The sequence below is a fragment of the Pseudomonas sp. BC42 genome (assembly GCF_021560055.1).
GTDB lineage: Bacteria > Pseudomonadota > Gammaproteobacteria > Pseudomonadales > Pseudomonadaceae > Aquipseudomonas.
This window is the reverse complement of sequence record NZ_CP091067.1, coordinates 232,870-255,769: the sequence shown is the minus strand read 5'-3', so window position 1 is coordinate 255,769 and position 22,900 is coordinate 232,870. Positions and strand designations below refer to the sequence as shown.

Here is a 22,900-nt window from a genome sequence, read left to right as displayed (position 1 = left end):
CCGGCTTTCGTCAATGGGCCGCAACGCCCTTGCAGCGCTTGAGCCGTGCCTCCAGATTGCGATCCGGCATGGCGTGGCTGCGCAGGGCCTGGACCGTTTGCTCGACATAATCGCGGGTGGTGCCATAACGCCCGCAAGCGCTCTCGAACACCTGGCTCAGCACATGATCCGGCAGGTTGCCGGCATAGCTGGGCAGGTGCCGCTCCAGCACGAATCCCAGGGCCTGGACCTGGCTGCCATCCTCAAGACGGCAGTTGAGCCAGTGCGGACGGTAAGAGGGATAAGGCATTTCACGTTGCCACAGGGCATACAGCGAGGCGTCCAGATGCTCCTCAGGCAGACGGTAGGCGAAGCCGCTGCAGGAGCCGCCACGATCCAGGCCGAACACCAAGCCCGGCATTTCCGGCGTGCCGCGATGCTCGTGTGACCATAGATACAGACCGCGATGATAGCCGTGCACCCGTCCGCGCATGCGCTCGACCGCCGAACACTCCGGGCGCCAGATCAATGAACCGTAGGCGAACAGCCAGACCGGACCACCCTTGTGCCGCGCCATGGTGGATTGCATGGAGCTGCGAAGTTGTTCGTGGGTCAGCTGCGGCCCCAGATCGAGCCGCGGAGGGTAAGCCAGATTCAGATAACTGGATTCAAGGGCTGTCATGGCGAATAGCGTTCGGCTCCCCGCGTAAAAGAAGTTACTTAATAGAACGCCTGGCAGTAACTACAAGACACAAAAGTTTCAAGGCAAGTTAAGTGCCATTAGAGCGGCACTCAAGTTGAAGGCTTATATATAACCTACCGGCATTTATTTAATTAGATAAATACCGATGGGCTATATACAGAGTTATAAAGAACAGCCCCGATCAGATGCCGTCAGGGGCGCGGAGCGTAGGCGAACACGTCGGCCCGCATCTGATGGGCGTCCATCCCGGCATTCACCAGTGCATCCAGGGTGGCGTAGATCATGGCCGGCGAGCCGCTGGCATAGACATGCACCGAGGACAGGTCGGTGATGTCCTCGCACACCGCCTCGTGCAGCATGCCGCAGCGTCCCTCCCAGCCGCACAGGTCGCTGACCACCTTGTGCAGATACAGGTTGGGCAACTGCTGCCATTCATCCCAGTGTTCCAGCTGGTAGAAGTCTTCCGGCCGGCGCACGCCCCAATACAGATGCACCGGGTGCTTGAAGCCCTTGGCCCGGCAGTGCTCGATCAGGCTGTGCATCTGCGCCATGCCGGTCCCGGCGGCGATCAGCACCAGCGGACCGTCCGGCAGCTCGGCCAGGTGGGTATCGCCGAACGGCATCTCGATCCGCGCCATGCGCTCGCGTTGCAACTGCTGCATCAGGCTTTGCGCACTGTTTTCGCGCACCAGTACGTGCAACTCCAGATCCCGCCCGCAATGGGGCGCCGAAGCCAGGGAGAACGCCGACTTCTCGCCGTTATCGCGCTCCAGCATCAGGTACTGGCCCGCGTGATAGCGCGGTGGCTTGCCGGCCGGAGCCCGCAGCCTGACCCGCCAGACATCGCCGCCGACTTCCAGGCATTCAGTGAGCTGACACGACAGGCTGCGCACCGGCAACTCTCCCAGCGCAAGGACGCCATCCCACAGCACGATGCAGTCTTCCAGCGGCTCTGCAATGCAAGTGTAGAACTCGCCGTGATCACGCACATCGCCGGCTTGCTGCACGCTGCCCTCCACCAGCAGCGCGGCACACACATGACAGTTGCCATTGCGACAGCTTTGCGGGCATTCATAGCCCAGGCGCCGCGCCGCATCGAGAATCCGCTCGCCGGGCAGCGTCTCAAGCACTGCTCCGGAGGGCTGCAAGGTTACACGCATCAATCTATTCCTAACTGATTCCAGATGGCATCGATCCGGCGGGTGACCGCCTCATCCTTGACAATGACCCGGCCCCACTCTCGGGTGGTTTCTCCGGGCCACTTGTGAGTGGCGTCGAGCCCCATCTTCGAACCCAGGCCGGACACCGGCGAGGCGAAGTCGAGGTAATCGATCGGGGTGTTGTCGATCATCACCGTGTCGCGCTTGGGGTCCATGCGCGTGGTGATGGCCCAGATCACGTCGTTCCAGTCCCGGGCATTGATATCGTCGTCGGTGACGATAACGAACTTGGTGTACATGAACTGTCGCAAAAACGACCAGACACCCAGCATCACGCGCTTGGCGTGGCCCGGGTACTGCTTCTTCATGGTCACCACCGCCATGCGGTAGGAGCAGCCTTCGGGCGGCAGGTAGAAGTCGGTGATCTCCGGGAACTGCTTCTGCAGGATCGGCACGAACACTTCGTTCAACGCCACGCCGAGGATCGCCGGCTCATCCGGTGGCCGACCGGTGTAGGTGCTGTGGTAGATCGGCTTGGTGCGATGGGTGATGCGCTCCACGGTGAACACCGGGAAGCTGTCGACCTCGTTGTAATAACCCGTGTGGTCGCCATAGGGACCTTCATCGGCCATCTCGCCGGGATGGATCACCCCCTCAAGAATGATTTCGGCAGTGGCCGGCACTTGCAGGTCGTTGCCGCGGCACTTCACCAGCTCCGTGCGGTTGCCCCGCAGCAGGCCGGCGAAGGCGTATTCGGAGAGGCTGTCCGGCACCGGGGTCACCGCGCCGAGAATGGTTGCCGGATCCGCGCCCAGGGCCACGGACACCGGGAACGGCTTGCCCGGGTGCTTCTCGCACCATTCGCGGTAATCCAGCGCGCCGCCACGGTGGCTCAACCAGCGCATGATCACCTTGTTGCGGCCGATCACCTGCTGACGATAGATGCCCAGGTTCTGCCGGTCCTTGTTCGGCCCCTTGGTCACCGTCAGGCCCCAAGTGATCAGCGGCCCGACGTCGCCGGGCCAGCAGGTCTGCACCGGCAGCATGCCCAGGTCGACGTCGTCGCCCTCGATCACCACTTCCTGGCAGACCGCGTCCTTGACCACCTTGGGCGCCATGGAAATGATCTTGCGGAAGATCGGCAGCTTGGACCAGGCGTCCTTGAGCCCCTTGGGCGGTTCGGGCTCCTTGAGGAAGGCCAGCAGCTTGCCGATTTCCCGCAGTTCGCTAACGGCTTCGGCGCCCATGCCCAGGGCCACGCGCTCGGGGGTGCCGAACAGGTTGCCGAGCACGGGAATGTCATAACCGGTGGGGTTTTCAAACAGCAGGGCCGGGCCTTTGGCACGCAAGGTGCGATCGCAGACCTCGGTCATTTCCAGCACAGGGGACACCGGGACCTGGATGCGCTTGAGTTCCGAGCGCTGTTCCAGGCCGCTGATAAAGTCGCGCAAGTCGCGATACTGCATGCGTGAGCCTCGTTTTCGCCGTGGCATTCGGGGCAGGCAGTTTAGCGCCGAACCCACAGGTTCAGAATAGAGAATGTCAGATAGCAAAAAGCCGGGTTTCCCCGGCTCTTGCTGGCCTGATCGATTTACTTGCGCTTCATCGACAGGAAGAACTCATCGTTGGTCTTGGTCTGTTTCAGCTTGTCGACCAGGAACTCGATGGCAGCGACTTCATCCATGGGATGCAGCAACTTGCGCAGGATCCACATGCGCTGCAGCTCGTCATCGGCGGTCAGCAGCTCTTCGCGGCGGGTGCCGGACTTGTTGATGTTGATGGCCGGGAATACGCGCTTCTCGGCAATACGGCGGTCCAGGGGCAGCTCCATGTTGCCGGTACCCTTGAACTCTTCGTAGATCACTTCATCCATCTTCGAGCCGGTTTCAACCAGCGCGGTCGCGATGATGGTCAGCGAGCCGCCTTCTTCGATGTTGCGCGCAGCACCGAAGAAACGCTTCGGCTTCTCCAGGGCGTGGGCATCGACACCACCGGTCAGGACCTTGCCGGAGCTCGGGATCACGGTGTTGTAGGCGCGGGCCAGACGGGTGATGGAGTCCAGCAGGATCACCACGTCCTTCTTGTGCTCGACCAGGCGCTTGGCCTTCTCGATCACCATCTCGGCCACTTGCACGTGACGGGTTGGCGGCTCGTCGAAGGTGGAGGCGACCACTTCGCCGCGCACGGTGCGCTGCATCTCGGTCACTTCTTCCGGACGCTCGTCGATCAACAGCACGATCAGATGAACTTCTGGGTTGTTGCGCGTGATGTTCGCAGCAATGTTCTGCAGCATGATGGTCTTGCCCGCCTTCGGCGGAGCAACGATCAGACCACGCTGGCCCTTGCCGATCGGCGCACACAGGTCGATGACACGACCGGTCAAGTCTTCGGTGGAACCGTTGCCGGCTTCCATCTTCATGCGCACGGTCGGGAACAGCGGCGTCAGGTTTTCGAACAGAATCTTGTTCTTGGCGTTCTCGGGACGGTCGTAGTTGATGGTATCGACCTTGAGCAGCGCGAAGTAACGCTCGCCTTCCTTGGGAGGGCGGATCTTGCCAACGATGGTGTCACCGGTGCGCAAGTTGAAGCGACGGATCTGGCTTGGCGAGACGTAGATATCGTCCGGGCCGGCCAGGTAGGAGGCGTCGGAGGAGCGAAGGAAGCCGAAGCCGTCCTGGAGGATCTCCAGCACGCCATCACCGGAGATTTCCTCACCGCTTTTCGCGTGCTTTTTCAGCAGGGAGAAAATCACGTCCTGCTTGCGCGAACGGGCCATATTTTCTATGCCCATCTGTTCGGCCAATTCGAGCAGTTCGGTAATCGGCTTTTGCTTGAGTTCAGTCAGATTCATATAGGAATGACGTAATCATTTATAGAGGGGGGAAATTAAGCTTTTGGCTTAATGAGGCCGCGCCGCAGAGAAGGCGACAGGATCGCGTACTTATTCGAAAAGGAGAGCGTCGGCGACAGCTTGCAGGGGGCACTGGAGAAACCAGTGCGGGGCCGAATGTAACACCTGAGTTTCGGAGCGTCTAGCCCTCAATTACGAAAAAGCCCCGCATTTTGCGGGGCTTTTCCAGGGCACTGAAATCGACGCTTAGATGTTGGCGTCGAGGAAAGCGGCCAATTGCGACTTGGACAGTGCGCCGACCTTGGTGGCCTCGACGTTGCCGTTCTTGAACAGCATCAGAGTCGGGATACCACGCACGCCGTGCTTGGCCGGGGTTTCCGAGTTTTCGTCGATGTTCAGCTTGGCAACGGTCAGTTTGCCTTTGTAGGTTTCAGCAATTTCGTCCAGAACCGGAGCGATCATCTTGCATGGGCCGCACCACTCAGCCCAGTAGTCGACCAGTACAGCGCCTTCGGCTTTGAGTACGTCGGTCTCGAAGCTGGCGTCGCTGACGTGTTTGATAAGATCGCTGCTCATGGAATTCTCCAGGTTGTAAGCAAAAAAACGTGGCCCATCATATCTGCCCTTCCCGCGTTCAGGAAGCCGGAGATGATTGACTCTCACTATGGTCCCCCATGAGTTTGGGTATAGCTCAGCTCAGGAAGATGCGGGGGTGACAAAGGCGATTCCAGTGCGCAGGGCAGCATTGCGCACATGCTCCTGCATGGCCTTGTGTGCCGCTCCGGAAGCGTGCCGGACCAGGGCACGGAGGATCTTGCGGTGCTCCTGCCAGGTTTCCATGGCCCGCTCGGGTCGGATGAACGGTAGCTTCTGACTCTCCAGGAAGATCTCGGCACTGGCGCTGAGGATGCTCAGCATCGCCTGATTGCCGCTGGCCAGGAGGATCTTCTGGTGAAACTCGAAGTCCAGCCGCGCCGCCGCCTCGAAATCCCCGGCCCGCAACTCACGGCGCATGGCCTGCACATTATCTTCCAGGGCATCCAGCTCATCGGCGGTCAGGGTCACCGCCGCCAGGCCCGCAGCGAACCCCTCCAGGGCATAGCGCAACTGAAAGATATCCACCGGCGAGGCCTGGGCGGCGAACGGCCAGCTCAATCCGGCACCGGCCGGAACCGTTTCAGGTGCCTGGACGAACACTCCCTTGCCCGGCTGCACACTGATCAGCCCCAGGGCGCTCAAGGAGGACAGAGCCTCGCGCAGCGACGCCCGGCTGACCCCCAATTGCACCGCCAGCTCCCGCTGCGAGGGCAGCGCATCCCCCGGACCGAAGCCCCGTTCGATGATCAATTGGCGAATGGCTTGCAGGGCCAGTTCGGGTACGGCACGGGTGATCGAATTCATGGATTGGCGGCTGACCGGTGCAGGAAAAGCTCCCTTGTAAAGCTATTCGCCGAACCCGGCAAGTCGTGCCCCACGGGGGTTCGGCACGGCCCCGCGATGCTCGATCCAGGTGCGAAAATAAGCCCAACTGTTCAGACCAGTAAGACCGAAAAAACCACTGCAAACCGCGTATCCACGGCCTTTTCCCGGTATTGGCATGGCCTGTGCTCTGTCGCCACACAGCATTCACTTCCCAAGACTTGCGGAGATTCGCCATGACCAAACGCTGTTGCGCCCTGCTCTCTGCCCTGTTCGCCAGCCTGCTGCTGAGCCAGGCCCCGGCCCAGGCCAGCGCCCTGGACGACGTGATCGCCCGCGGCACCCTCAAGGTGGCCGTGCCCCAGGATTTCCCGCCGTTCGGCTCGGTGGGCCCGGACATGCAGCCCCGCGGCCTGGACATCGACACCGCACGCCTGCTGGCCGAACAGCTCAAGGTCAAGCTGGAGCTGACTCCGGTCAACAGCACCAACCGCATCCCGTTCCTCACCACCGGCAAGGTCGACCTGGTGATTTCCAGCCTCGGCAAGAACCCGGAACGGGAAAAGGTCATCGACTTCTCCCGGGCCTACGCGCCCTTCTACCTCGCGGTGTTCGGCCCGCCCGACGCCGCCATCGCCAGCCTCGACGACCTCAAGGGCAAGACCATCAGCGTCACCCGCGGCGCCATCGAGGACATCGAGCTGACCGCCGTGGCGCCCCAGGGCGCGACCATCAAGCGCTTCGAGGACAACAACTCGACCATCGCCGCCTACCTCGCCGGCCAGGTCGACCTGATCGCCAGCGGCAACGTGGTGATGGTCGCCATCAGCCAGCGCAACCCGAAGCGCATCCCGGCGATGAAGATCAAGCTCAAGGACTCGCCGGTCTACGTCGGGGTCAACAAGAACGAGCCGGAGCTGCTGGACAAGGTCAACCAGATCCTCACGGCCGCCAAGGCCGACGGCGCCCTGGAGAAAAACTCCCAGCAGTGGCTCAAGGAGCCGCTGCCGGCCGACCTTTGACCGCCCTCCCGGAGCTTGAGCATGGCTTACCAGTTCGACTTCCTGCCGGTGCTGGAAAACACCGGCCTGCTGCTGCGCGGCGCGCTGTTCACCCTGGAGCTGACCGCCATCGGCACGCTGCTCGGGGTCAGCCTGGGGATCATCGGCGCCCTGGTGCGGGCCTGGAGGATTCAGCCCCTGGCGGCGGTGTTCGGCGTCTACGTCGAGCTGATCCGCAACACCCCGTTCCTGGTGCAGCTGTTCTTCATCTTCTTCGGCCTGCCGTCCCTGGGCCTGCAGATTTCCGAGTGGCAGGCGGCCGTGCTGGCCATGGTGATCAACCTCGGCGCCTATTCCACGGAAATCATCCGCGCCGGCATCCAGGCAATCCCCAAGGGCCAGCTGGAAGCCGCCGCGGCGCTGGCCATGAGCCGTTTCGAGGCGTTTCGCCACGTGGTGCTGCTACCGGCCCTGGGCAAGGTCTGGCCGGCCCTGTGCAGCCAGATCATCATCGTCATGCTGGGCTCGGCGGTGTGCTCGCAGATCGCCACCGAAGAGCTGAGCTTCGCCGCCAACTTCATTCAGTCGCGCAACTTCCGCGCCTTTGAAACCTACGCACTGACCACCCTGATCTACCTGTGCATGGCCTTGCTGATCCGTCAGTTGCTGAACTGGATCGGTCAGCGCTACATCCTGAGGAACAGCCGATGAGCGACTTCAGCTTCTGGGACATCCTGCGCAACCTGCTCAGCGGCCTGCAGTGGACCCTGCTGCTGTCCCTGGTGGCCTTTATCGGCGGCGGCCTGATCGGCCTGCTGATCATGACCCTGCGGATCTCCGACAAGGGCTGGGCCCGCTCCTGCGCCCGCACCTATATAGAACTGTTCCAGGGCACACCGCTGCTGATGCAGCTATTCCTGGTGTTCTTCGGCATCGCCCTGCTGGGGGTGGATATCTCGCCCTGGCTGGCCGCCGCCATCGCCCTGACCCTGTTTACCAGCGCCTACCTGGCGGAGATCTGGCGCGGCTGCGTCGAGTCGATTCCCCACGGTCAGTGGGAGGCCTCGTCAAGCCTGGCCCTGAGCCCTTATGAACAGCTGCGCCACGTGATCCTGCCGCAAGCGTTGCGCATCGCCGTGGCGCCCACCGTGGGCTTCTCGGTGCAGGTGGTCAAAGGCACCGCGGTGACCTCGATCATCGGTTTCACCGAGCTGACCAAGACCGGCAGCATGCTGGCCAACGCCACCTTCGAGCCCTTCATGGTCTACGGCCTGGTGGCCCTCGGTTACTTCCTGCTCTGCTACCCCCTGTCCCTCAGTGCCCGCTACCTGGAAAGGAGACTGCATGCCTCTGCTTAGAATTTCCGCCCTGCATAAATACTACGGCGACCACCATGTGCTCAAAGGCATCGACCTGAGCATCGAGGAAGGCCAGGTGGTGGCGATCATCGGACGCAGCGGCTCGGGCAAGAGCACCCTGCTGCGCACCCTCAACGGCCTGGAGTCGATCAACGACGGGGTCATCGAAGTCGATGGCGAATACCTGGATGCCGCCCGCGCCGACCTGCGCAGCCTGCGACAGAAGGTCGGCATGGTGTTCCAGCAGTTCAATCTGTTCCCCCACCTGAGCGTGGGCGAGAACGTGATGCTGGCCCCGCAGGTGGTACAGAAAGTGCCCAAGGCCCGGGCTGCCGAGCTGGCGCGGCAGATGCTGGCGCGGGTCGGCCTGGCGGAGAAGTTCGACGCCTTTCCAGACCGGCTGTCCGGTGGCCAGCAACAGCGAGTGGCGATTGCCCGGGCCCTGGCGATGTCGCCCAAGGTGCTGCTGTGCGACGAGATCACCTCGGCCCTGGATCCGGAACTGGTCAATGAAGTGCTCAGCGTGGTGCGCCAACTGGCCCGGGACGGCATGACCCTGATCATGGTCACCCATGAAATGCGCTTTGCCCGGGAGGTCGGCGACAAACTGGTGTTCATGCACCAGGGCAAGGTGCACGAAGTGGGCGATCCGAAGCAATTGTTCGCCCACCCGCAGACGGCCGAGCTGGCGAACTTCATTGGCAGCACCGAGCAGGCTTGAGGCGGCCCGGTCGCAGGGGCCGGCTGGCCGGCGAACAGCGACAGCAGCGCCTGGCGCAGGTTTTGTGCGTTGAATCAACGCATTGGACACTGCGCGTTGGCGCAGGCCGTTGATCGTGGCAGGATGGCGAGGTTATCGACCGAGACCCCCAACCATGCCCCAATCCCAAGCCAAGAATCTGTCCCTGATCGCCGCGATCGATCTGGGCTCCAACAGCTTTCACATGGTCGTGGCCAAGGCCCGGAACGGTGAAATCCGCATTCTCGAGCGGCTCGGTGAAAAGGTTCAACTGGCCGCCGGCATCAACGAAGAACGCCAGCTCAACGAAGAATCCATGCAGCGCGGGCTCGACTGCCTCAAGCGCTTCGCCCAACTGATCAATGGCATGCCGCCGGGCACGGTGCGCATCGTCGGCACCAACGCCCTGCGCGAGGCGCGCAACCGTGGCGAGTTCATTCGCCGCGCCGAAGAGATCCTCGGCCACCCGGTGGAGGTCATCTCCGGCCGTGAAGAGGCCCGGCTGATCTACCTCGGGGTGTCCCACACCCTGGCCGATACCCCGGGCAAGCGCCTGGTGGCCGACATCGGCGGCGGCAGTACCGAATTCATCATCGGCCAGCGCTTCGAACCGCTGCTGCGCGAGAGCCTGCAAATGGGTTGCGTGAGCTTCACCCAGCGCTACTTCCGCGACGGCAAGATCACCCCGGCCCGCTACGCCCAGGCCTACACCGCCGCGCGCCTGGAGATCATGAGCATCGAGCATGCCCTGCATCGCCTGACCTGGGACGAAGCCATCGGCTCGTCCGGGACCATCCGCGCCATCGGCCTGGCCCTCAAGGCCGGCGGCCAGGGCAGTGGCGAAGTCAACGCCGAAGGCCTGGCCTGGCTCAAGCGCAAGCTGTTCAAGCTGGGGGATGCCGAGAAGATCGACTTCGAAGGCATCAAGCCCGATCGCCGGGCGATCTTCCCGGCGGGCCTGGCGATTCTCGAAGCGATCTTCGACGCCCTGGAACTGCAACGCATGGACCACTGCGAAGGCGCCCTGCGTGAAGGCGTGCTCTACGACCTGCTGGGCCGTCACCACCACGAAGACGTCCGCGAACGCACCCTCAGCTCGCTGATGGAGCGTTACCACGTCGACCTGGAACAGGCCTCGCGAGTCGAAGGCAAGGCCCTGCGCGCCTTCGACCAGGTCGCCGCGGACTGGGACCTGGAAGACGGCGTCTGGCGCGAACTGCTGGGCTGGGCGGCCAAGGTCCACGAAGTGGGCCTGGACATCGCCCACTACCACTACCACAAGCACGGCGCCTACCTGATCGAGCACTCGGACCTGGCCGGATTCTCCCGGGAAGACCAGCAAATGCTGGCGCTGCTGGTACGCGGCCACCGCCGCAACATTCCCAAGGAGAAATTCGCCGAGTTCGGCGACGACGGCATCAAGCTGATCCGCCTGTGCGTGCTGCTGCGTTTCGCCATCCTGTTCCACCACATCCGTGGCACCCAGCAGATGCCCCAAGTGAGCCTGCGCGCCCAGGGCGACCACCTGGATCTGGAGTTCCCGGAGCACTGGCTGGATGAGAACCAGCTGACCCAGGCCGATTTCGCCCTGGAAGCCGAATGGCTGACCCGGGTCGGCATCGTGCTCAACGTCCGCTGACCTGCCACGGACCTGTAGCAGCCGGCTTGCCGGCGAAGAGGCCGCGAAACCTTGCATCACTCGCAGGGACGTCTTCGCTGGCAAGCCAGCTCCCACAGTTCTTGCAAACCGCACAAAAAAGGCCAGCCCGGTGATCGGGCTGGCCTTTTTCATTGACGCCTGCCGCGCTTAGCGCACCGGCAATACCGGGCTGCCAAGACGCTCCAGCAAGGTCGCCTGGGCGCTGCGCGGGTTCTGGTTGCCGGTCGGCGTGTTGCGAATGTAACGGCCGTCGGACTGCAGGCTCCAGCTGTGGGTGTTATCGGTGAGATAGCTTTCCAGCTCTTTCTTGACCCGCAGGATCAGCTTCTTGCCTTCCACCGGGAAGCAGGTCTCGACTCGTTTATCGAGGTTGCGCTCCATCCAGTCGGCGCTGGAGAGGAACATCTGCTCCTCGCCGCCGTTGAGGAAGTAGAACACCCGGGTGTGCTCCAGGAAGCGACCGATGATCGAGCGCACGTGGATGTTGTGCGATACACCGGCAATCCCCGGCCGCAGGCAGCACATGCCACGCACCACCAGATCGATGCGCACGCCGGACTGGCTGGCCTTGTACAAGGCGCGAATGATCTTCGGATCGGTCAACGAGTTGAACTTGGCAATGATGTGCGCGGGCTTGCCGTCCAGGGCGAACTGAGTCTCCCGGGCGATCATGTCGAGCATGCCCTTCTTCAGGGTGAACGGCGCATGCAACAGCTTCTTCATGCGCAGGGTCTTGCCCATGCCGATCAGCTGGCTGAACAGCTTGCCGACGTCTTCGCACAAGGCGTCGTCGGAGGTCAGCAGGCTGTAGTCGGTGTACAGACGGGCGTTGGCCGCGTGGTAGTTGCCGGTACCCAGGTGGGCATAACGCACGATCTCGCCGGCTTCGCGACGCAGGATCAGCATCATCTTGGCGTGGGTCTTGAAGCCCACCACGCCATAGATCACCACCGCGCCGGCCGCTTGCAGGCGGCTGGCCATCTGCAGGTTGGACTCTTCGTCAAAGCGCGCACGCAGCTCGATCACCGCGGTGACCTCCTTGCCGTTGCGCGCCGCGTCCACCAGGGCGTCGACGATTTCCGAGTTGGCGCCACTGCGGTACAGGGTCTGGCGCACCGCCAGCACGTGCGGGTCCTTGGCGGCCTGGCGCAGCAGGTCGACCACCGGGGTGAAGGATTCGAACGGGTGCAGCAGCAGGATGTCCTGCTTGCTGATGACGCTGAAGATGTTCTCGCTGTTCTGCAGCAGCTTGGGAATCTGTGGGGTGAACGGGGTGTATTGCAGCTCCGGATGACTGTCCAGGCCGGTGATGCTGAACAGCCGCGTCAGGTTCACCGGACCATTGACTTGGTACAGCTCGGTCTCGTGCAGGTTGAACTGCTTGAGCAGGTAGTCCGACAGGTGTTTGGGGCAGGTGTCGGCCACTTCCAGGCGTACTGCGTCGCCGTAGCGCCGGGAGAACAGCTCGCCGCGCAGGGCGCGGGCCAGGTCTTCGACGTCCTCGGTGTCCACCGCCAGGTCGGCGTTACGGGTCAGGCGGAACTGATAGCAGCCTTTGACCTTCATGCCCTGGAACAGGTCATCGGCGTGGGCGTGGATCATCGACGACAGGAATACATAGTTGTCGCCAGGGCCGCCGACTTCTTCCGGCACCTTGATGATCCGCGGCAGCAGGCGTGGTGCCGGGATAATCGCCAGGCCCGAATCGCGACCGAAGGCGTCGATACCCTCCAGCTCAACGATGAAGTTCAGGCTCTTGTTCACCAGCAACGGGAACGGGTGCGTCGGGTCCAGGCCAATCGGGGTGATGATCGGCGCGATCTCGTCGCGGAAGTAGCGGCGTACCCAGGTCTTGAGCTTGGTGGTCCAGTAGCGGCGACGGATGAAGCGGATCTGGTGCTTCTCCAGTTCCGGCAACAGGATGTCATTGAGGATCGCGTACTGGCGGTCGACGTGACCGTGCACCAGCTCGCTGATCCGCGCCAGCGCCTGATGCGGCTGCAGGCCGTCGGCTCCGGCCTGCTCACGGGCGAAGGTGATCTGCTTCTTCAGGCCGGCGACGCGGATCTCGAAGAACTCGTCCAGGTTGCTGGAAAAGATCAGCAGGAACTTCAGGCGCTCCAGCAGCGGGTAGGACTCGTCCAGCGCCTGTTCCAGCACGCGGATGTTGAATTGCAGCTGCGACAGCTCGCGGTGAATGTACAGGCTGCTGTCATCCAGGTTGGGGATGACAATGGCCGGCGCCGGTGGCGCCTCGGCCACCGCAGGCGCGGGTTCGAGCTCCGGCGGGGTTTCAACCACTGGCTCGACCACCGGCTGAGCGTCTTTTACGGCAACTTCTGAGAGTCCTTCAGTATTCATCGCGTGTTCCTGGGAGGGCTATTTTTGCTCTCGTAACAATTGAGCAGCACGGACGGCAAAGTAAGTCAGGATGCCATCGGCACCCGCACGTTTAAAGGCGGTCAGGGATTCAAGAATAACCCCTTCACCCAACCAGCCATTCTGGATCGCCGCCATGTGCATGGCGTATTCGCCGCTGACCTGATAGACAAAGGTCGGCACCTTGAATTCATCCTTGACCCGAAAAAGGATATCCAGGTACGGCATGCCTGGCTTGACCATGACCATGTCCGCCCCTTCCGCCAGGTCCGCCGCCACTTCATGCAGGGCTTCGTCACCGTTGGCCGGGTCCATCTGGTACGAGGCCTTGTCGGCCTTGCCCAGGTTCAACGCCGAACCCACCGCATCGCGGAAAGGGCCGTAGTAGGCGCTGGCGTACTTGGCCGAATAGGCCATGATCCGCACGTTGACGTGCCCCGCCAGCTCCAGGGCCTCGCGGATCGCCTGGACCCGCCCGTCCATCATGTCCGACGGCGCCACCACCTGGGCGCCAGCCTCGGCGTGGGACAGCGCCTGACGCACCAGGGCATCGACGGTGATGTCGTTCTGTACATAACCCTGTTCGTCGAGGATGCCGTCCTGGCCATGGGTGGTGAACGGGTCCAGAGCGACGTCGGTGATCACCCCCAGTGCCGGAAAGCGTTCGCGCAGGGCACGGGTGGCGCGCTGGGCGATGCCCTCCGGGTTCCAGGCTTCGGCCGCGTCCAGGGACTTGAGCCCGGCCGGGGTCACCGGAAACAGCGCCAGGGCCGGAATCCCCAACTCGACCCAGTGCGCCGCCTCTTCCAGCAGCAGGTCGATGGTCAGGCGCTCGACGCCGGGCATCGACGCCACCGCCTCGCGGCGGTTCTCACCGTCAAGCACGAATACCGGCAGGATCAGGTCGTCGACGCTCAGCCGGTTTTCCCGCACCAGACGGCGAGAGAAATCATCGCGACGATTACGCCGCAGACGAGTGGCTGGAAACAGGCGGCTGGCAGGGGTAAAGCTCACGGCGGACTCCAGGGCCCGCGCTGGCGGGCGAGCGGAACAGTTATAAGCGGGCATTATGACGAACAGATGACAGTTGTGCTCAAGCTGTTGACCGGCAGCAACACTCATTGTCATTGGCCCAATTGTTCACGTCGAGACACATTTCGATACTTTCCCGAACGTCGTCGAAGGGGTAGGCTGCGCGTTCATTTCGCCAGCATCCAGACAATGCTCCAACAATTTCTTCAGGATTTCGGCTACTTCGCCCTCTTTCTCGGCACGTTTTTCGAAGGTGAAACCATTCTGGTTCTCGCCGGGTTTCTTGCGTTCCGCGGATACATGGATATCAAGCTGGTGATGATCGTCGCCTTCCTCGGCAGCTACGCCGGCGACCAGCTGTGGTACTTCCTGGGGCGCAAGCATGGCCGCAAGCTGCTGGCGCGCAAGCCGCGCTGGCAAATGATGGGCGATCGAGCGCTGGAACATATCCGCAAGCATCCGGATATCTGGGTGCTGAGCTTCCGCTTCGTCTATGGCCTGCGCACCGTGATGCCGGTGGCCATTGGCCTGTCCGGCTATCCGCCGGGCCGCTATTTGCTGCTCAACGGCATTGGCGCGGCCATCTGGGCCGTGGCCCTGGCCCAGGCCGCCTATCATTTCGGCGCGGTCATGGAAGGCATGCTCGGCAGCATCAAGAAGTACGAGCTGTGGGTCCTGGGCGCCCTGCTGGTGCTGGGCTTCGGCCTGTGGGTGCGTCGGCGTTTCAAGAACGCCCGCCTGGCCAAGCAGATCTACGAGGCCGAACAAGCCGCCGCGCAAGACAAGACCAAGGCTTCGACCACACCGGTGGAGTGACACGCCCGTCATTTGGCATGCTCTCGGCACCCTTAACCTGGAGAAACAACCATGAGCAAAAAAGTTGCAGTGATCCTTTCCGGTTGCGGCGTGTTCGACGGTGCCGAGATCCACGAGAGCGTGATCACCCTGCTGCGCCTCGACCAGCGTGGAGCCCAGGTGCAGTGCTTTGCCCCGAACATCCCGCAGATGCATGTGCTCAACCACCTGACCGGCGAAACCATGGCCGAGACCCGCAACGTGCTGGTGGAATCGGCGCGCATTGCCCGCGGCCAGGTCAAGGACCTGGCTGAAGCCAGCGTCGACGACTTCGACGCGCTGATCATTCCCGGCGGCTTCGGCGCAGCCAAGAACCTCTCCAGCTTCGCCACCGAAGGTGCCGCCTGCACGGTCCAGGCCGACGTCCTGGCCCTGGCCGAAGCCTTTGCCGAAGCAGGCAAGCCGGTAGGCCTGATGTGCATCGCCCCGGCCCTGGCGGCGAAGATCTACGGTCCGGGCGTAACCTGCACCATCGGTAACGACGCCGATACCGCGGCGGCCCTGGGCAAGATGGGCGCCAGCCACGCCGAATGCGCGGTGGGCGACATCATCGAAGACAAGGCGCGCAAGCTGGTGAGCACCCCCGCCTACATGCTGGCGCAGTCCATCAGCGAAGCCGCCTCGGGCATCAACAAGCTGGTGGACCGGGTGCTGGAACTGACGCACGAAGGCGAATAACCGCCCCGCCACAGGGACAGCCTCCTGTGGCGAGCACAGGGGTTCAAGCCGGGCCGCTAAACGGCCGCACACCCGAACACCGCACTGCAGCCGGCTCCCCGCCGGCTGCACATACCCCCAGACTCCCCCGGCACATCAGGCCCTTCAGGCCTGACGCGACAGCCGGGTCAGAATCCGATCCAGCGCATTGGCAAATGCCTGCTTCTCCCGATCGCCATAGGGCGCCTGCCCGCCGCTGACCTGCCCCTGCTCCCGCAGATCGGTAAACAGATTGCGCACCGCCAGGCGCTCGCCCATGTTCTGCGCGTCGAACTCCTTGCCCCGCGGGTCCAGGGCGGCCACGCCCTTTTTCACCAGGCGGTCGGCCAGCGGCACATCGCTGCAGATCACCAATTCGCCCGGCACCGCGTGCTCCACCAGGTAATCGTCGGCGGCATCCGGACCGCTGGGCACCACGATCAGCCTGACGCAGGCAAACGCCGGCTTGATCTGCGCCTGCCCGGCCACCAGCACCACCTCGAACTGACGCTTCAGGGCGAAGCGCACCACCTGATCCTTGGCCGCCTTGGGGCAAGCGTCGGCATCGATCCACACACGCATCGAGTGTTCTCCTTCCAGAATGCAAAACGGGCAAGCCGCCCCGTGGAGCTGGCTTGCCCGCGATCAACCGCGCAGCGTCAAGAAGCCTGCAAACGCCGCTTCTCACTCAGGCGACTGCGACTATAAAGCACCACGATCGCCAGTATCGCCACCACCTGGGCTCCCAGCGAGTAGGCGTCGGCATGGATCCCCAGCCAATCGAAGTCGAAGAACGGCACCGGCCGGGTGCCGAAGATACCGGCTTCCTGCAAGGCCTTGACCCCGTGCCCGGCGAACACCACCGACAAGGCGCAGAGCAGCGCCGCGTTGATGCCGAAGAACAGCGCCAGCGGCAGCTTGGCCGAACCCCGCAGGATCACCCAGGCCAGGCCCACCAGCAGCACCAGGGCGGTGGCGCCGCCAGCCAGTACCGCGTTGTGCCCCGCAGGTCCCGCCTGCAGCCACAGGGTTTCGTAGAACAGGATCACCTCGAACAGCTCGCGATACACCGAGAAGAACGCCAGGACGGCAAAGCCGAAACGCCCGCCACCGCCCACCAGGCTGCTCTTGATGTAGTCCTGCCAGGCCGCCGCATGCCGGCGGTCGTGCATCCACACCCCGAGCCACAGCACCATGACGCTGGCGAACAGCGCGGTAGCGCCTTCCAGCAGCTCGCGCTGGGAACCGCTGACGTCGATCACATAAGCCGCCAGAGCCCAGGTGCCCAAGCCCGCCAGCAGCGCCAGGCCCCAGCCAACGTTGACACTGCGCACCGCCGATTGCTGGCCGGTGTTGCGCAGGAAGGCAAGGATCGCCGCCAGCACCAGGATCGCTTCCAGGCCTTCGCGCAGCAGGATCAGCAAACCGGAGATAAAGCTCAGCGACCAACTCAGGCTGTCGCCGCCCAAAAGCCCGGCCGACTCCTTGAGCTTGGCCTTGGCCGCATCCAGGCGCTGCTCGGCCTGAGCCACCGGCAAACCGTCCTGCAACGACTGACGGTAGGCCATCAGGGCTTTTTCCGTGTCCTTGCGCACCGTGGCATCGACGTTGTCCAGGGAGCTTTCCACCAGCTCGAAACCTTCCAGGTACGCCGCTACCGACAGGTCATAGGCCTGTTCATGATCGCCGTTGCGATAGGCCGCGAGACTCTTGTCCAGGGTCGATGCGGTGTAGTCGAGCAACTGCCCCGGACCACGCTTGACCTGAGGCGGCTGGGCCCGCTGGGCGCGGAAGGTGGCGGCTGCCTGCGGGCCTTGGGCGGCCAGCACTTCAGCGGGCGTCTGCCGGGCCAGATCGGCCAGGTTGAAGCCCTGCTCGCCCTTGGCCGCCGCCGGGTCGGCGCTGAACCCGGCAATGTAGGTGGCCAGATCCCAACGTTGACGGTCATCCAGCTGATCGGCGAAGGCCGGCATGTCCGTGCCTTCGACCCCCAGCCCCAGGGTGTTGTAGACCGCGTACAGGCTCAGGCGATCAAGACGCTCGGCATCCCGCAGGTTGGCCGGCGGCGGGGTCATGCCGACGCCGGCCGGACCATCGCCGGCGCCTTTCTCGCCGTGGCACACCGAGCAATGCTGGGCATACAGCGGCGCACCGCGGCTCGGATCCGGGGTGATCACCGGCGCCTGGCTGACCTCATAGGCCACCGCCAGCTTGGCCCCCATCTGCCGCGCCAGACGTGCCACCTGGCTGCCTTCGACACGCTCGTCCACCGCCTTGCGCAGGCTGGCGATGCCCTGCTCCAGCTCGGCCTTCTCCGGCTTGGCCGGCAGCTCGACGATCAGCCCCTGCAAGACCCCGAGAAACTCCACCTGCTCGCGGTATTCGGACTCGTCGACGACCTTGCCGGCTTCAACCGTGGGCGGGTAATCGGCGCCGATGTAATCCAGCAAATGCAGAGCCTTGGGCGCGCCATCGACAGTCTCGGCCAGCAGGTTGAAGCTGCAGAGCGCGAGTACCGGCAGCACCAGCAAGGCCAGTAAACGGGAAGGGCCAGTCATGAACGAATCTCAAATGGAAATACGAAGTAACATATTGTTCACTCCCAGTGAGTTTCACTCAAGGCTTATCCGTCTGTTGAAACACTTCCGCTGATCGACTGTGCCTCCTGGCTCCCAGCCCTGCGCCAAACACCCCACTGCAAAACGTCTTGAGCCATCAATGCGCAGCCGCTCACATAGTGGCCAACTACATATCAATCTGACCTTAAAAAGCCATTACATCACCCGGAACCACGTTTATAATGCCGCGCCCTCGTTATCGCGAGATGGCATTTAAGCTCCTCTTTTTATGAGGAATTGGCATGGTAGCCAGCGCTCCTGCCAGTGGGTTCGTCCAGCCCGACCCGCACGCCCGGCTGTCTCATTCAGGGAAGAAGAAGTACCCATGGCATCCCGCGCCCTCACTTCGATTGCGCTTGGCGCAGTCACTCTGCTTGCAGGCTGTTCGGCCTTCCGCAGCTACGACAACGAGCTCCAGGAAACCAACCAGCAACTGCGCGCCGGCAACCTCGATGCCGCCCTGATCCTGCTGGAAAAGAACAACAAGGGCGAAGACAAGGACCTGCTCTACTACTTCGAAAAGGGTGAGTTGCTGCGGGCCAAGGGCGACCTCAATGGCAGCCAGGCCGCCTGGGGCCATGCCGATCAGGTGGTGGCCAGCTGGGAAGACTCGGTCAAGCTCGATACCGACAAGTACCTGGCCCAGTTCGGCAGCTTCCTGGTCAACGACAAGGTCCGCCGCTACGAAGGCTATGACTATGAAAAAGTCATGCTGACCACCCAGATGGCCATGAACCTGCTGGCCGGCAATGACTTCGACGGCGCCCGCATGGCGATCAAGAAGACCCACGAACGCGAAGCGGTGATCGCCGAACTGCGCGACAAGGAATACCTCAAGCGCGAGGACGAAGCCGAGAAGCAAGGGGTCAAGACCGAGTACAAGGACCTCAAGGGCTATCCGGTGGAGGCCCTCGACGCGCCGGACGTGGTCAACCTGAAAAACAGCTACCAGAGCGCCTTCAGCCACTACCTGGCCGGCTTCGTCTACGAAGCCCTGGGCGAGAAGGACCTGGCCGCGCCCGGCTACCGCAAGGCCGCCGAACTGCGCCCCAACACGCCCCTGCTGGAACAGGCCCTGCTGAACCTGGACGCCCCGGTGGAGCCGGTCAAAGTCGAGACCCCGAGCAAGTCTTCGACCAAGTCCAAGCGCAAGGCTGCGGCCAAGGCCCCCGCCAAGGCGCCGGCGGTGCCAGCCCTGGCTGAAGATGAAAGCGACGTACTGATCGTGGTGCAAAGCGGCCTGGCCCCGGCCCGGGATTCGGTGCGCATTCCCCTGCCGCTGCCGATCAACGGCAATCTGGTGATCACCCCGCTGTCGTTCCCGGTGATCAAGCCCGACAACTCGACCCAGACCCTCGCCCAGATCGGCATCGACGGCCAGCCGCAGAACCTGACCCTGCTCAACAGCACCACCGCCATGTCCCGCCGCGCCCTGCGCGACGACATGCCGGGGATCATCCTGCGCACCACCGTGCGCGCCGTGACCCGTGGCGTGGCGCAGAAGAACCTCAATGAGGTCAACCCGCTGGCCGGCCTGGCCGTGGGCCTGGCTTCAGCGGTGACCGAAGGTGCCGACACCCGCACCTGGCGCACCCTGCCGGACAACACCCAAGTGGCCCGCCTGCGCCTGAAGCGGGGCGAACACCGCCTGAACCTGGCCAACGCCCAGGGCGGCACCCAGGTGCAGGTCAAAGTGGACCAGCGCTACCAGGTCATCGCCCTGCGGGTCGTCGGCAACCAGGTATTCAGCAGCGGTCTGGCCGCACAAGTGATCCCGAACAACGCCGGCCAGAACATGGCCAGCAACCAACGTCCTTAAGCGGAGCCCCCCATGCGCTTGAAACTTCTCGCTGTCGCCGCACTGGCCCTACTGGCCGGTTGCGCCACCCCGCCTCCTCCCGCCCCCGGCAGTGCCGCGAGCAAGGTGGTGGTGATGAACAAGTTCAACAACATCGCCATCGGCGCGATGCGGGTCGCCCGTGAAAACGGCTTCCTGACGGTCAAGGTGGCGCTGAACAACACCAGCCACACCAACATGACGATGTACTACCGCTTCGTCTGGCTAGGCGACGACGGCTTCCCGGTGGCCGACGAAGAAAGCTGGAAAGTCTTCAACCTGTACGCGGCCCAGGCCACCTTCCTGCCGGCCATTGCGCCGGTGCCCAAGGCCACCGACTTCCGCCTGGAAGTCAAAACCCAATAAGCCGTCCCTGAACCCGATCAAGAGAGCACTTCCATGTTTGCACGCTTTTCCTTCCTCGCCGTGGTCGCCCTGCTGGCCAGCGGCTGCGCCAACAACTCCCCCGTCCTGGGCGGCAAGAACATCAGCTACGGCGACAGCAAGGCCGTGGAGCTGGTGACCAACGAGTTCGGTTCCACCGACCTGCAGATGATCGCCGAATCCATGACCCGCTCCCTGGCCCAGTCCGGCATCCTCCAGGGCCGCCCGGTGGTGCAGGTCTACGACGTGAAGAACAAGACCAGCGAGTACATCGATACCCGCGAGATCACCACCTCGATCAAGACCCAGCTGATGAAATCCGGCACCGCCCGCTTCGCCAGCGACAACACCGCGATGCAGAGCCAGGTCGACCAGCTCAAGCTGCAGAACCAGAGCGGCCTGTACAAGAAGTCCACCGTGGCCAAGACCGGCAACATGGTCGCCGCCAAGTACCGTCTTGAGGGCTCCATCAGCTCCATCGTCAAGCGCAGCAGCGACTACAAGGACGTCTTCTACAAATTCAGCCTGCAACTGATCGACGTCGAGAGCGGTCTGGCCGAGTGGATGGACGAGAAAGAGATCCGCAAGACCACGGAGCGCTAAGCAATGCGTGCATGGATTGGCATCCTGGCCCTGGCCTGTGCGTTCAGCGCGCAGGCGGCCCCGAAAGTCGCAGTCATGGACCTGGCCTACCAGGAACGTGTGCAGGAATACATTCACGTGGTCTCGGCCCAGCAGAGCTACCGCGAGGGCTACTACAGCTCCAGCGGCTCGGCCAGCTACAACGAACTGGAATCGAGCACCAGCTACATCGAGGAAGGCGAACTGCGCAAGTTCACCGGTGATATCAAGGGCGGGATCCTCAAGTCCGGGATGTTCCAGCTGGTGCAGGGCTCGCCCCACACCGACGCGTCCAAGACCAACGTCTACGACATCATCAAGCGCATCAAGGCCGGCAACTTCAAGGGTGCCGACTACGTGCTGTTCGGCACCGTGTCGGACATCGACTTCACCCAGGACATCAACGAGCTGGCCAATACCGACAGCTACTCGGCGGTGCTGGGCCTGACCCTGGTGGCGGATTTCAGCCTGATCAACACCCGCACCTTCGAGATCACCTCGGCGTTCACCGCCATGGGCGAAGGCCAGGACACCAAGCTGGTGAACAGCCGGGACATCCGTGTCTCGCTGAACCGTCCGCGGGTGGTGCGTGAAGTCTCCAAGGCCCTGGGCGAGGACGTCACCCGGCAAATGGCCGAGCAGTTGGGTCGCGGTGGCTACGAGCAACCGGGGCAGGCGCCGATGCGCAACAACCTGCCGCGGGACACTGCCCCCGTGATCCTGCGTTAAGCCGTATGCAAACGAAAAAGGCGACCCGCTGGGTCGCCTTTTTTTGTTCCTGCAAAACCTAGGTCGCCGCTTTGCGGATGGTCGCCAGAAAGCCCGCGGCACCGAGGAACAGGCCGGCGAAGGTGCGGTTCATGCGCCGCTGCTGGACCGGGGTGCGCAATAGGCGCAGGACCTTGGACGCCAGCCCGGTGTAGCCGGCCATGACGATCAGGTCGACCACGATCATGGTGGCGCCGAGGATCAGGTACTGCTTGACCAGGGGCGCATGGGGATCGATGAACTGCGGCAGCACCGCCAGCATGAACACCAGGGCCTTGGGGTTGCTGATGTTCACCAGGAAGCCGCGGAACATCAGGGCCAGGGGCTTGCCGATGGGACGGACCGCGGCGTCATCGCTCAGATCGCTGGGCAGCGCACGCCATTGCTTGACCGCCAGGTACACCAGGTAGGCCACACCGAACCACTTGATGGCATAGAAGGCGGTAGCCGAGGCCGCGAGGATGGCACCGACACCGGCGGCGACAATGGCAATCTGCATGGCCAGGCCCAGCTGCAGGCCCAGGGCGTTCCAGTAACCGCGCCAGAAGCCGTATTGCAGGCCGCAGGACATCGACGCAATCGCGCCGGCTCCCGGAGAAAGACTGATTACCCAACTGGCGGCAAAGAACGCCAGCCATGTCTCAAGCACCATTGCACACCTCGGATCGAATTGGTCGTGACTGCCTAAGCTAATCCTCCGACCCGCGGCTGACTATATTTTTTTCGCCCAAAGCTGATTCACGGCCCTGTAGCCGCTGCCGCAGGCTGCGATAGGTCCGCAGGACCAGGGGCAATAGCTGCGCAGCCGTTCGCAGCCTGCGGCAGCGGCTACGGAGGAAG

General features: G+C 63.1%; 22 protein-coding genes. 11 read left to right on the top strand and 11 right to left on the bottom strand.

Translation table 11 applies throughout. The annotated features are described in order from the left end of the window. Positions 1–10 precede the first annotated feature (10 nt). The 6 genes from L1O02_RS01205 to L1O02_RS01180 all read right to left on the bottom strand — a co-directional run bounded on the left by L1O02_RS01205 (position 11) and on the right by L1O02_RS01180 (position 6,094). Positions 11–661: a gamma-glutamylcyclotransferase gene (locus tag L1O02_RS01205; protein WP_060844938.1), complete on the bottom strand. Its 651-nt coding sequence runs from the start codon at positions 659–661 to the stop codon at positions 11–13. A gap of 212 nt (positions 662–873) precedes the next feature. Continuing rightward, entirely contained in the window at positions 874–1,842 is a 969-nt protein-coding gene (locus L1O02_RS01200; protein WP_060841649.1) for a CDP-6-deoxy-delta-3,4-glucoseen reductase, read from the bottom strand. Continuing rightward, positions 1,842–3,308 carry a 4-hydroxy-3-polyprenylbenzoate decarboxylase gene (ubiD, locus tag L1O02_RS01195; protein WP_060841650.1) on the bottom strand — a complete coding sequence of 489 codons (1,467 nt, stop codon included), beginning with the start codon at positions 3,306–3,308 and terminating at the stop codon, positions 1,842–1,844. The genes L1O02_RS01200 and ubiD overlap by 1 nt, the downstream gene beginning before the upstream one ends. Positions 3,309–3,433: 125 nt before the next feature. Further along, a complete protein-coding gene (gene rho, locus L1O02_RS01190; protein ID WP_016967176.1) occupies positions 3,434–4,693 on the bottom strand; it encodes a transcription termination factor Rho in 1,260 nt (419 codons plus the stop codon). 246 nt (positions 4,694–4,939) lie between these two features. Next, positions 4,940–5,269, bottom strand: coding sequence for a thioredoxin TrxA (trxA, locus tag L1O02_RS01185; protein ID WP_060841651.1), 330 nt, complete (start codon positions 5,267–5,269; stop codon positions 4,940–4,942). Positions 5,270–5,389: 120 nt separating this feature from the next. Continuing rightward, complete coding sequence (locus L1O02_RS01180; protein WP_060844939.1) at positions 5,390–6,094, bottom strand: FadR/GntR family transcriptional regulator; 705 nt, start codon at positions 6,092–6,094, stop codon at positions 5,390–5,392. Positions 6,095–6,348: 254 nt separating this feature from the next. Between L1O02_RS01180 and L1O02_RS01175 the strand changes: the two genes are divergently transcribed. The 5 genes from L1O02_RS01175 to ppx all read left to right on the top strand — a co-directional run bounded on the left by L1O02_RS01175 (position 6,349) and on the right by ppx (position 10,849). Continuing rightward, on the top strand, positions 6,349–7,134 hold the full coding sequence (locus L1O02_RS01175; RefSeq protein WP_108545027.1) for a transporter substrate-binding domain-containing protein: 786 nt from the start codon (positions 6,349–6,351) through the stop codon (positions 7,132–7,134). Between the two features lie 21 nt (positions 7,135–7,155). Continuing rightward, positions 7,156–7,824, top strand: coding sequence for an amino acid ABC transporter permease (locus L1O02_RS01170; RefSeq protein WP_108545026.1), 669 nt, complete (start codon positions 7,156–7,158; stop codon positions 7,822–7,824). Then, positions 7,821–8,471: an amino acid ABC transporter permease gene (locus L1O02_RS01165; RefSeq protein WP_060844941.1), complete on the top strand. Its 651-nt coding sequence runs from the start codon at positions 7,821–7,823 to the stop codon at positions 8,469–8,471. Before L1O02_RS01170 ends, L1O02_RS01165 begins: the two co-directional genes overlap by 4 nt. Beyond that, positions 8,458–9,192: an amino acid ABC transporter ATP-binding protein gene (locus tag L1O02_RS01160; protein WP_060841656.1), complete on the top strand. Its 735-nt coding sequence runs from the start codon at positions 8,458–8,460 to the stop codon at positions 9,190–9,192. Before L1O02_RS01165 ends, L1O02_RS01160 begins: the two co-directional genes overlap by 14 nt. A 154-nt stretch (positions 9,193–9,346) precedes the next feature. Then, a complete protein-coding gene (gene ppx, locus L1O02_RS01155) occupies positions 9,347–10,849 on the top strand; it encodes an exopolyphosphatase (protein WP_060841657.1) in 1,503 nt (500 codons plus the stop codon). A 168-nt stretch (positions 10,850–11,017) separates the two neighbouring features. On the opposite strand, the gene ppk1 is transcribed toward ppx, so the two are convergent. Together ppk1 and hemB are read right to left on the bottom strand one after the other, a co-directional pair. After that, the gene (gene ppk1, locus L1O02_RS01150) at positions 11,018–13,231 is read right to left on the bottom strand and encodes a polyphosphate kinase 1 (RefSeq protein WP_016965639.1); all 2,214 of its coding nucleotides are present in this window, start codon (positions 13,229–13,231) and stop codon (positions 11,018–11,020) included. A gap of 18 nt (positions 13,232–13,249) precedes the next feature. Continuing rightward, on the bottom strand, positions 13,250–14,263 hold the full coding sequence (hemB, locus tag L1O02_RS01145; protein ID WP_060841658.1) for a porphobilinogen synthase: 1,014 nt from the start codon (positions 14,261–14,263) through the stop codon (positions 13,250–13,252). Between the two features lie 207 nt (positions 14,264–14,470). Here hemB and L1O02_RS01140 point away from each other — a divergent pair, with 207 nt between their 5' ends. Beyond that, complete coding sequence (locus L1O02_RS01140; protein WP_060841659.1) at positions 14,471–15,097, top strand: DedA family protein; 627 nt, start codon at positions 14,471–14,473, stop codon at positions 15,095–15,097. Positions 15,098–15,148: 51 nt separating this feature from the next. Beyond that, the gene (elbB, locus tag L1O02_RS01135) at positions 15,149–15,814 is read left to right on the top strand and encodes an isoprenoid biosynthesis glyoxalase ElbB (RefSeq protein WP_060841660.1); all 666 of its coding nucleotides are present in this window, start codon (positions 15,149–15,151) and stop codon (positions 15,812–15,814) included. A gap of 144 nt (positions 15,815–15,958) precedes the next feature. Here the strand turns inward: elbB and L1O02_RS01130 are convergent, their stop codons facing one another. Together L1O02_RS01130 and L1O02_RS01125 are read right to left on the bottom strand one after the other, a co-directional pair. Continuing rightward, on the bottom strand, positions 15,959–16,414 hold the full coding sequence (locus L1O02_RS01130) for a YaiI/YqxD family protein (RefSeq protein WP_060841661.1): 456 nt from the start codon (positions 16,412–16,414) through the stop codon (positions 15,959–15,961). Between the two features lie 77 nt (positions 16,415–16,491). Further along, positions 16,492–18,390, bottom strand: coding sequence for a cytochrome c/FTR1 family iron permease (locus L1O02_RS01125; protein WP_108545025.1), 1,899 nt, complete (start codon positions 18,388–18,390; stop codon positions 16,492–16,494). Positions 18,391–18,775: 385 nt separating this feature from the next. Here L1O02_RS01125 and L1O02_RS01120 point away from each other — a divergent pair, with 385 nt between their 5' ends. From L1O02_RS01120 to L1O02_RS01105, 4 genes are read left to right on the top strand one after another with little or no spacing between them, the layout of a single operon-like run. Beyond that, a complete protein-coding gene (locus tag L1O02_RS01120) occupies positions 18,776–20,269 on the top strand; it encodes a hypothetical protein (protein ID WP_108545024.1) in 1,494 nt (497 codons plus the stop codon). A gap of 12 nt (positions 20,270–20,281) precedes the next feature. Further along, the gene (locus L1O02_RS01115) at positions 20,282–20,653 is read left to right on the top strand and encodes a YcfL family protein (RefSeq protein ID WP_060841665.1); all 372 of its coding nucleotides are present in this window, start codon (positions 20,282–20,284) and stop codon (positions 20,651–20,653) included. Positions 20,654–20,686: 33 nt separating this feature from the next. Then, positions 20,687–21,274 (top strand): penicillin-binding protein activator LpoB, encoded by a 588-nt coding sequence (gene lpoB, locus L1O02_RS01110; protein ID WP_060841666.1) that lies wholly within the window; start codon positions 20,687–20,689, stop codon positions 21,272–21,274. 3 nt (positions 21,275–21,277) lie between these two features. Next, the gene (locus L1O02_RS01105; RefSeq protein WP_060841667.1) at positions 21,278–22,021 is read left to right on the top strand and encodes a penicillin-binding protein activator LpoB; all 744 of its coding nucleotides are present in this window, start codon (positions 21,278–21,280) and stop codon (positions 22,019–22,021) included. A gap of 58 nt (positions 22,022–22,079) precedes the next feature. Here L1O02_RS01105 and L1O02_RS01100 read toward each other — a convergent pair whose 3' ends face one another. Next, the gene (locus tag L1O02_RS01100; protein WP_060841668.1) at positions 22,080–22,712 is read right to left on the bottom strand and encodes a LysE family transporter; all 633 of its coding nucleotides are present in this window, start codon (positions 22,710–22,712) and stop codon (positions 22,080–22,082) included. Positions 22,713–22,900: the final 188 nt, after the last annotated feature.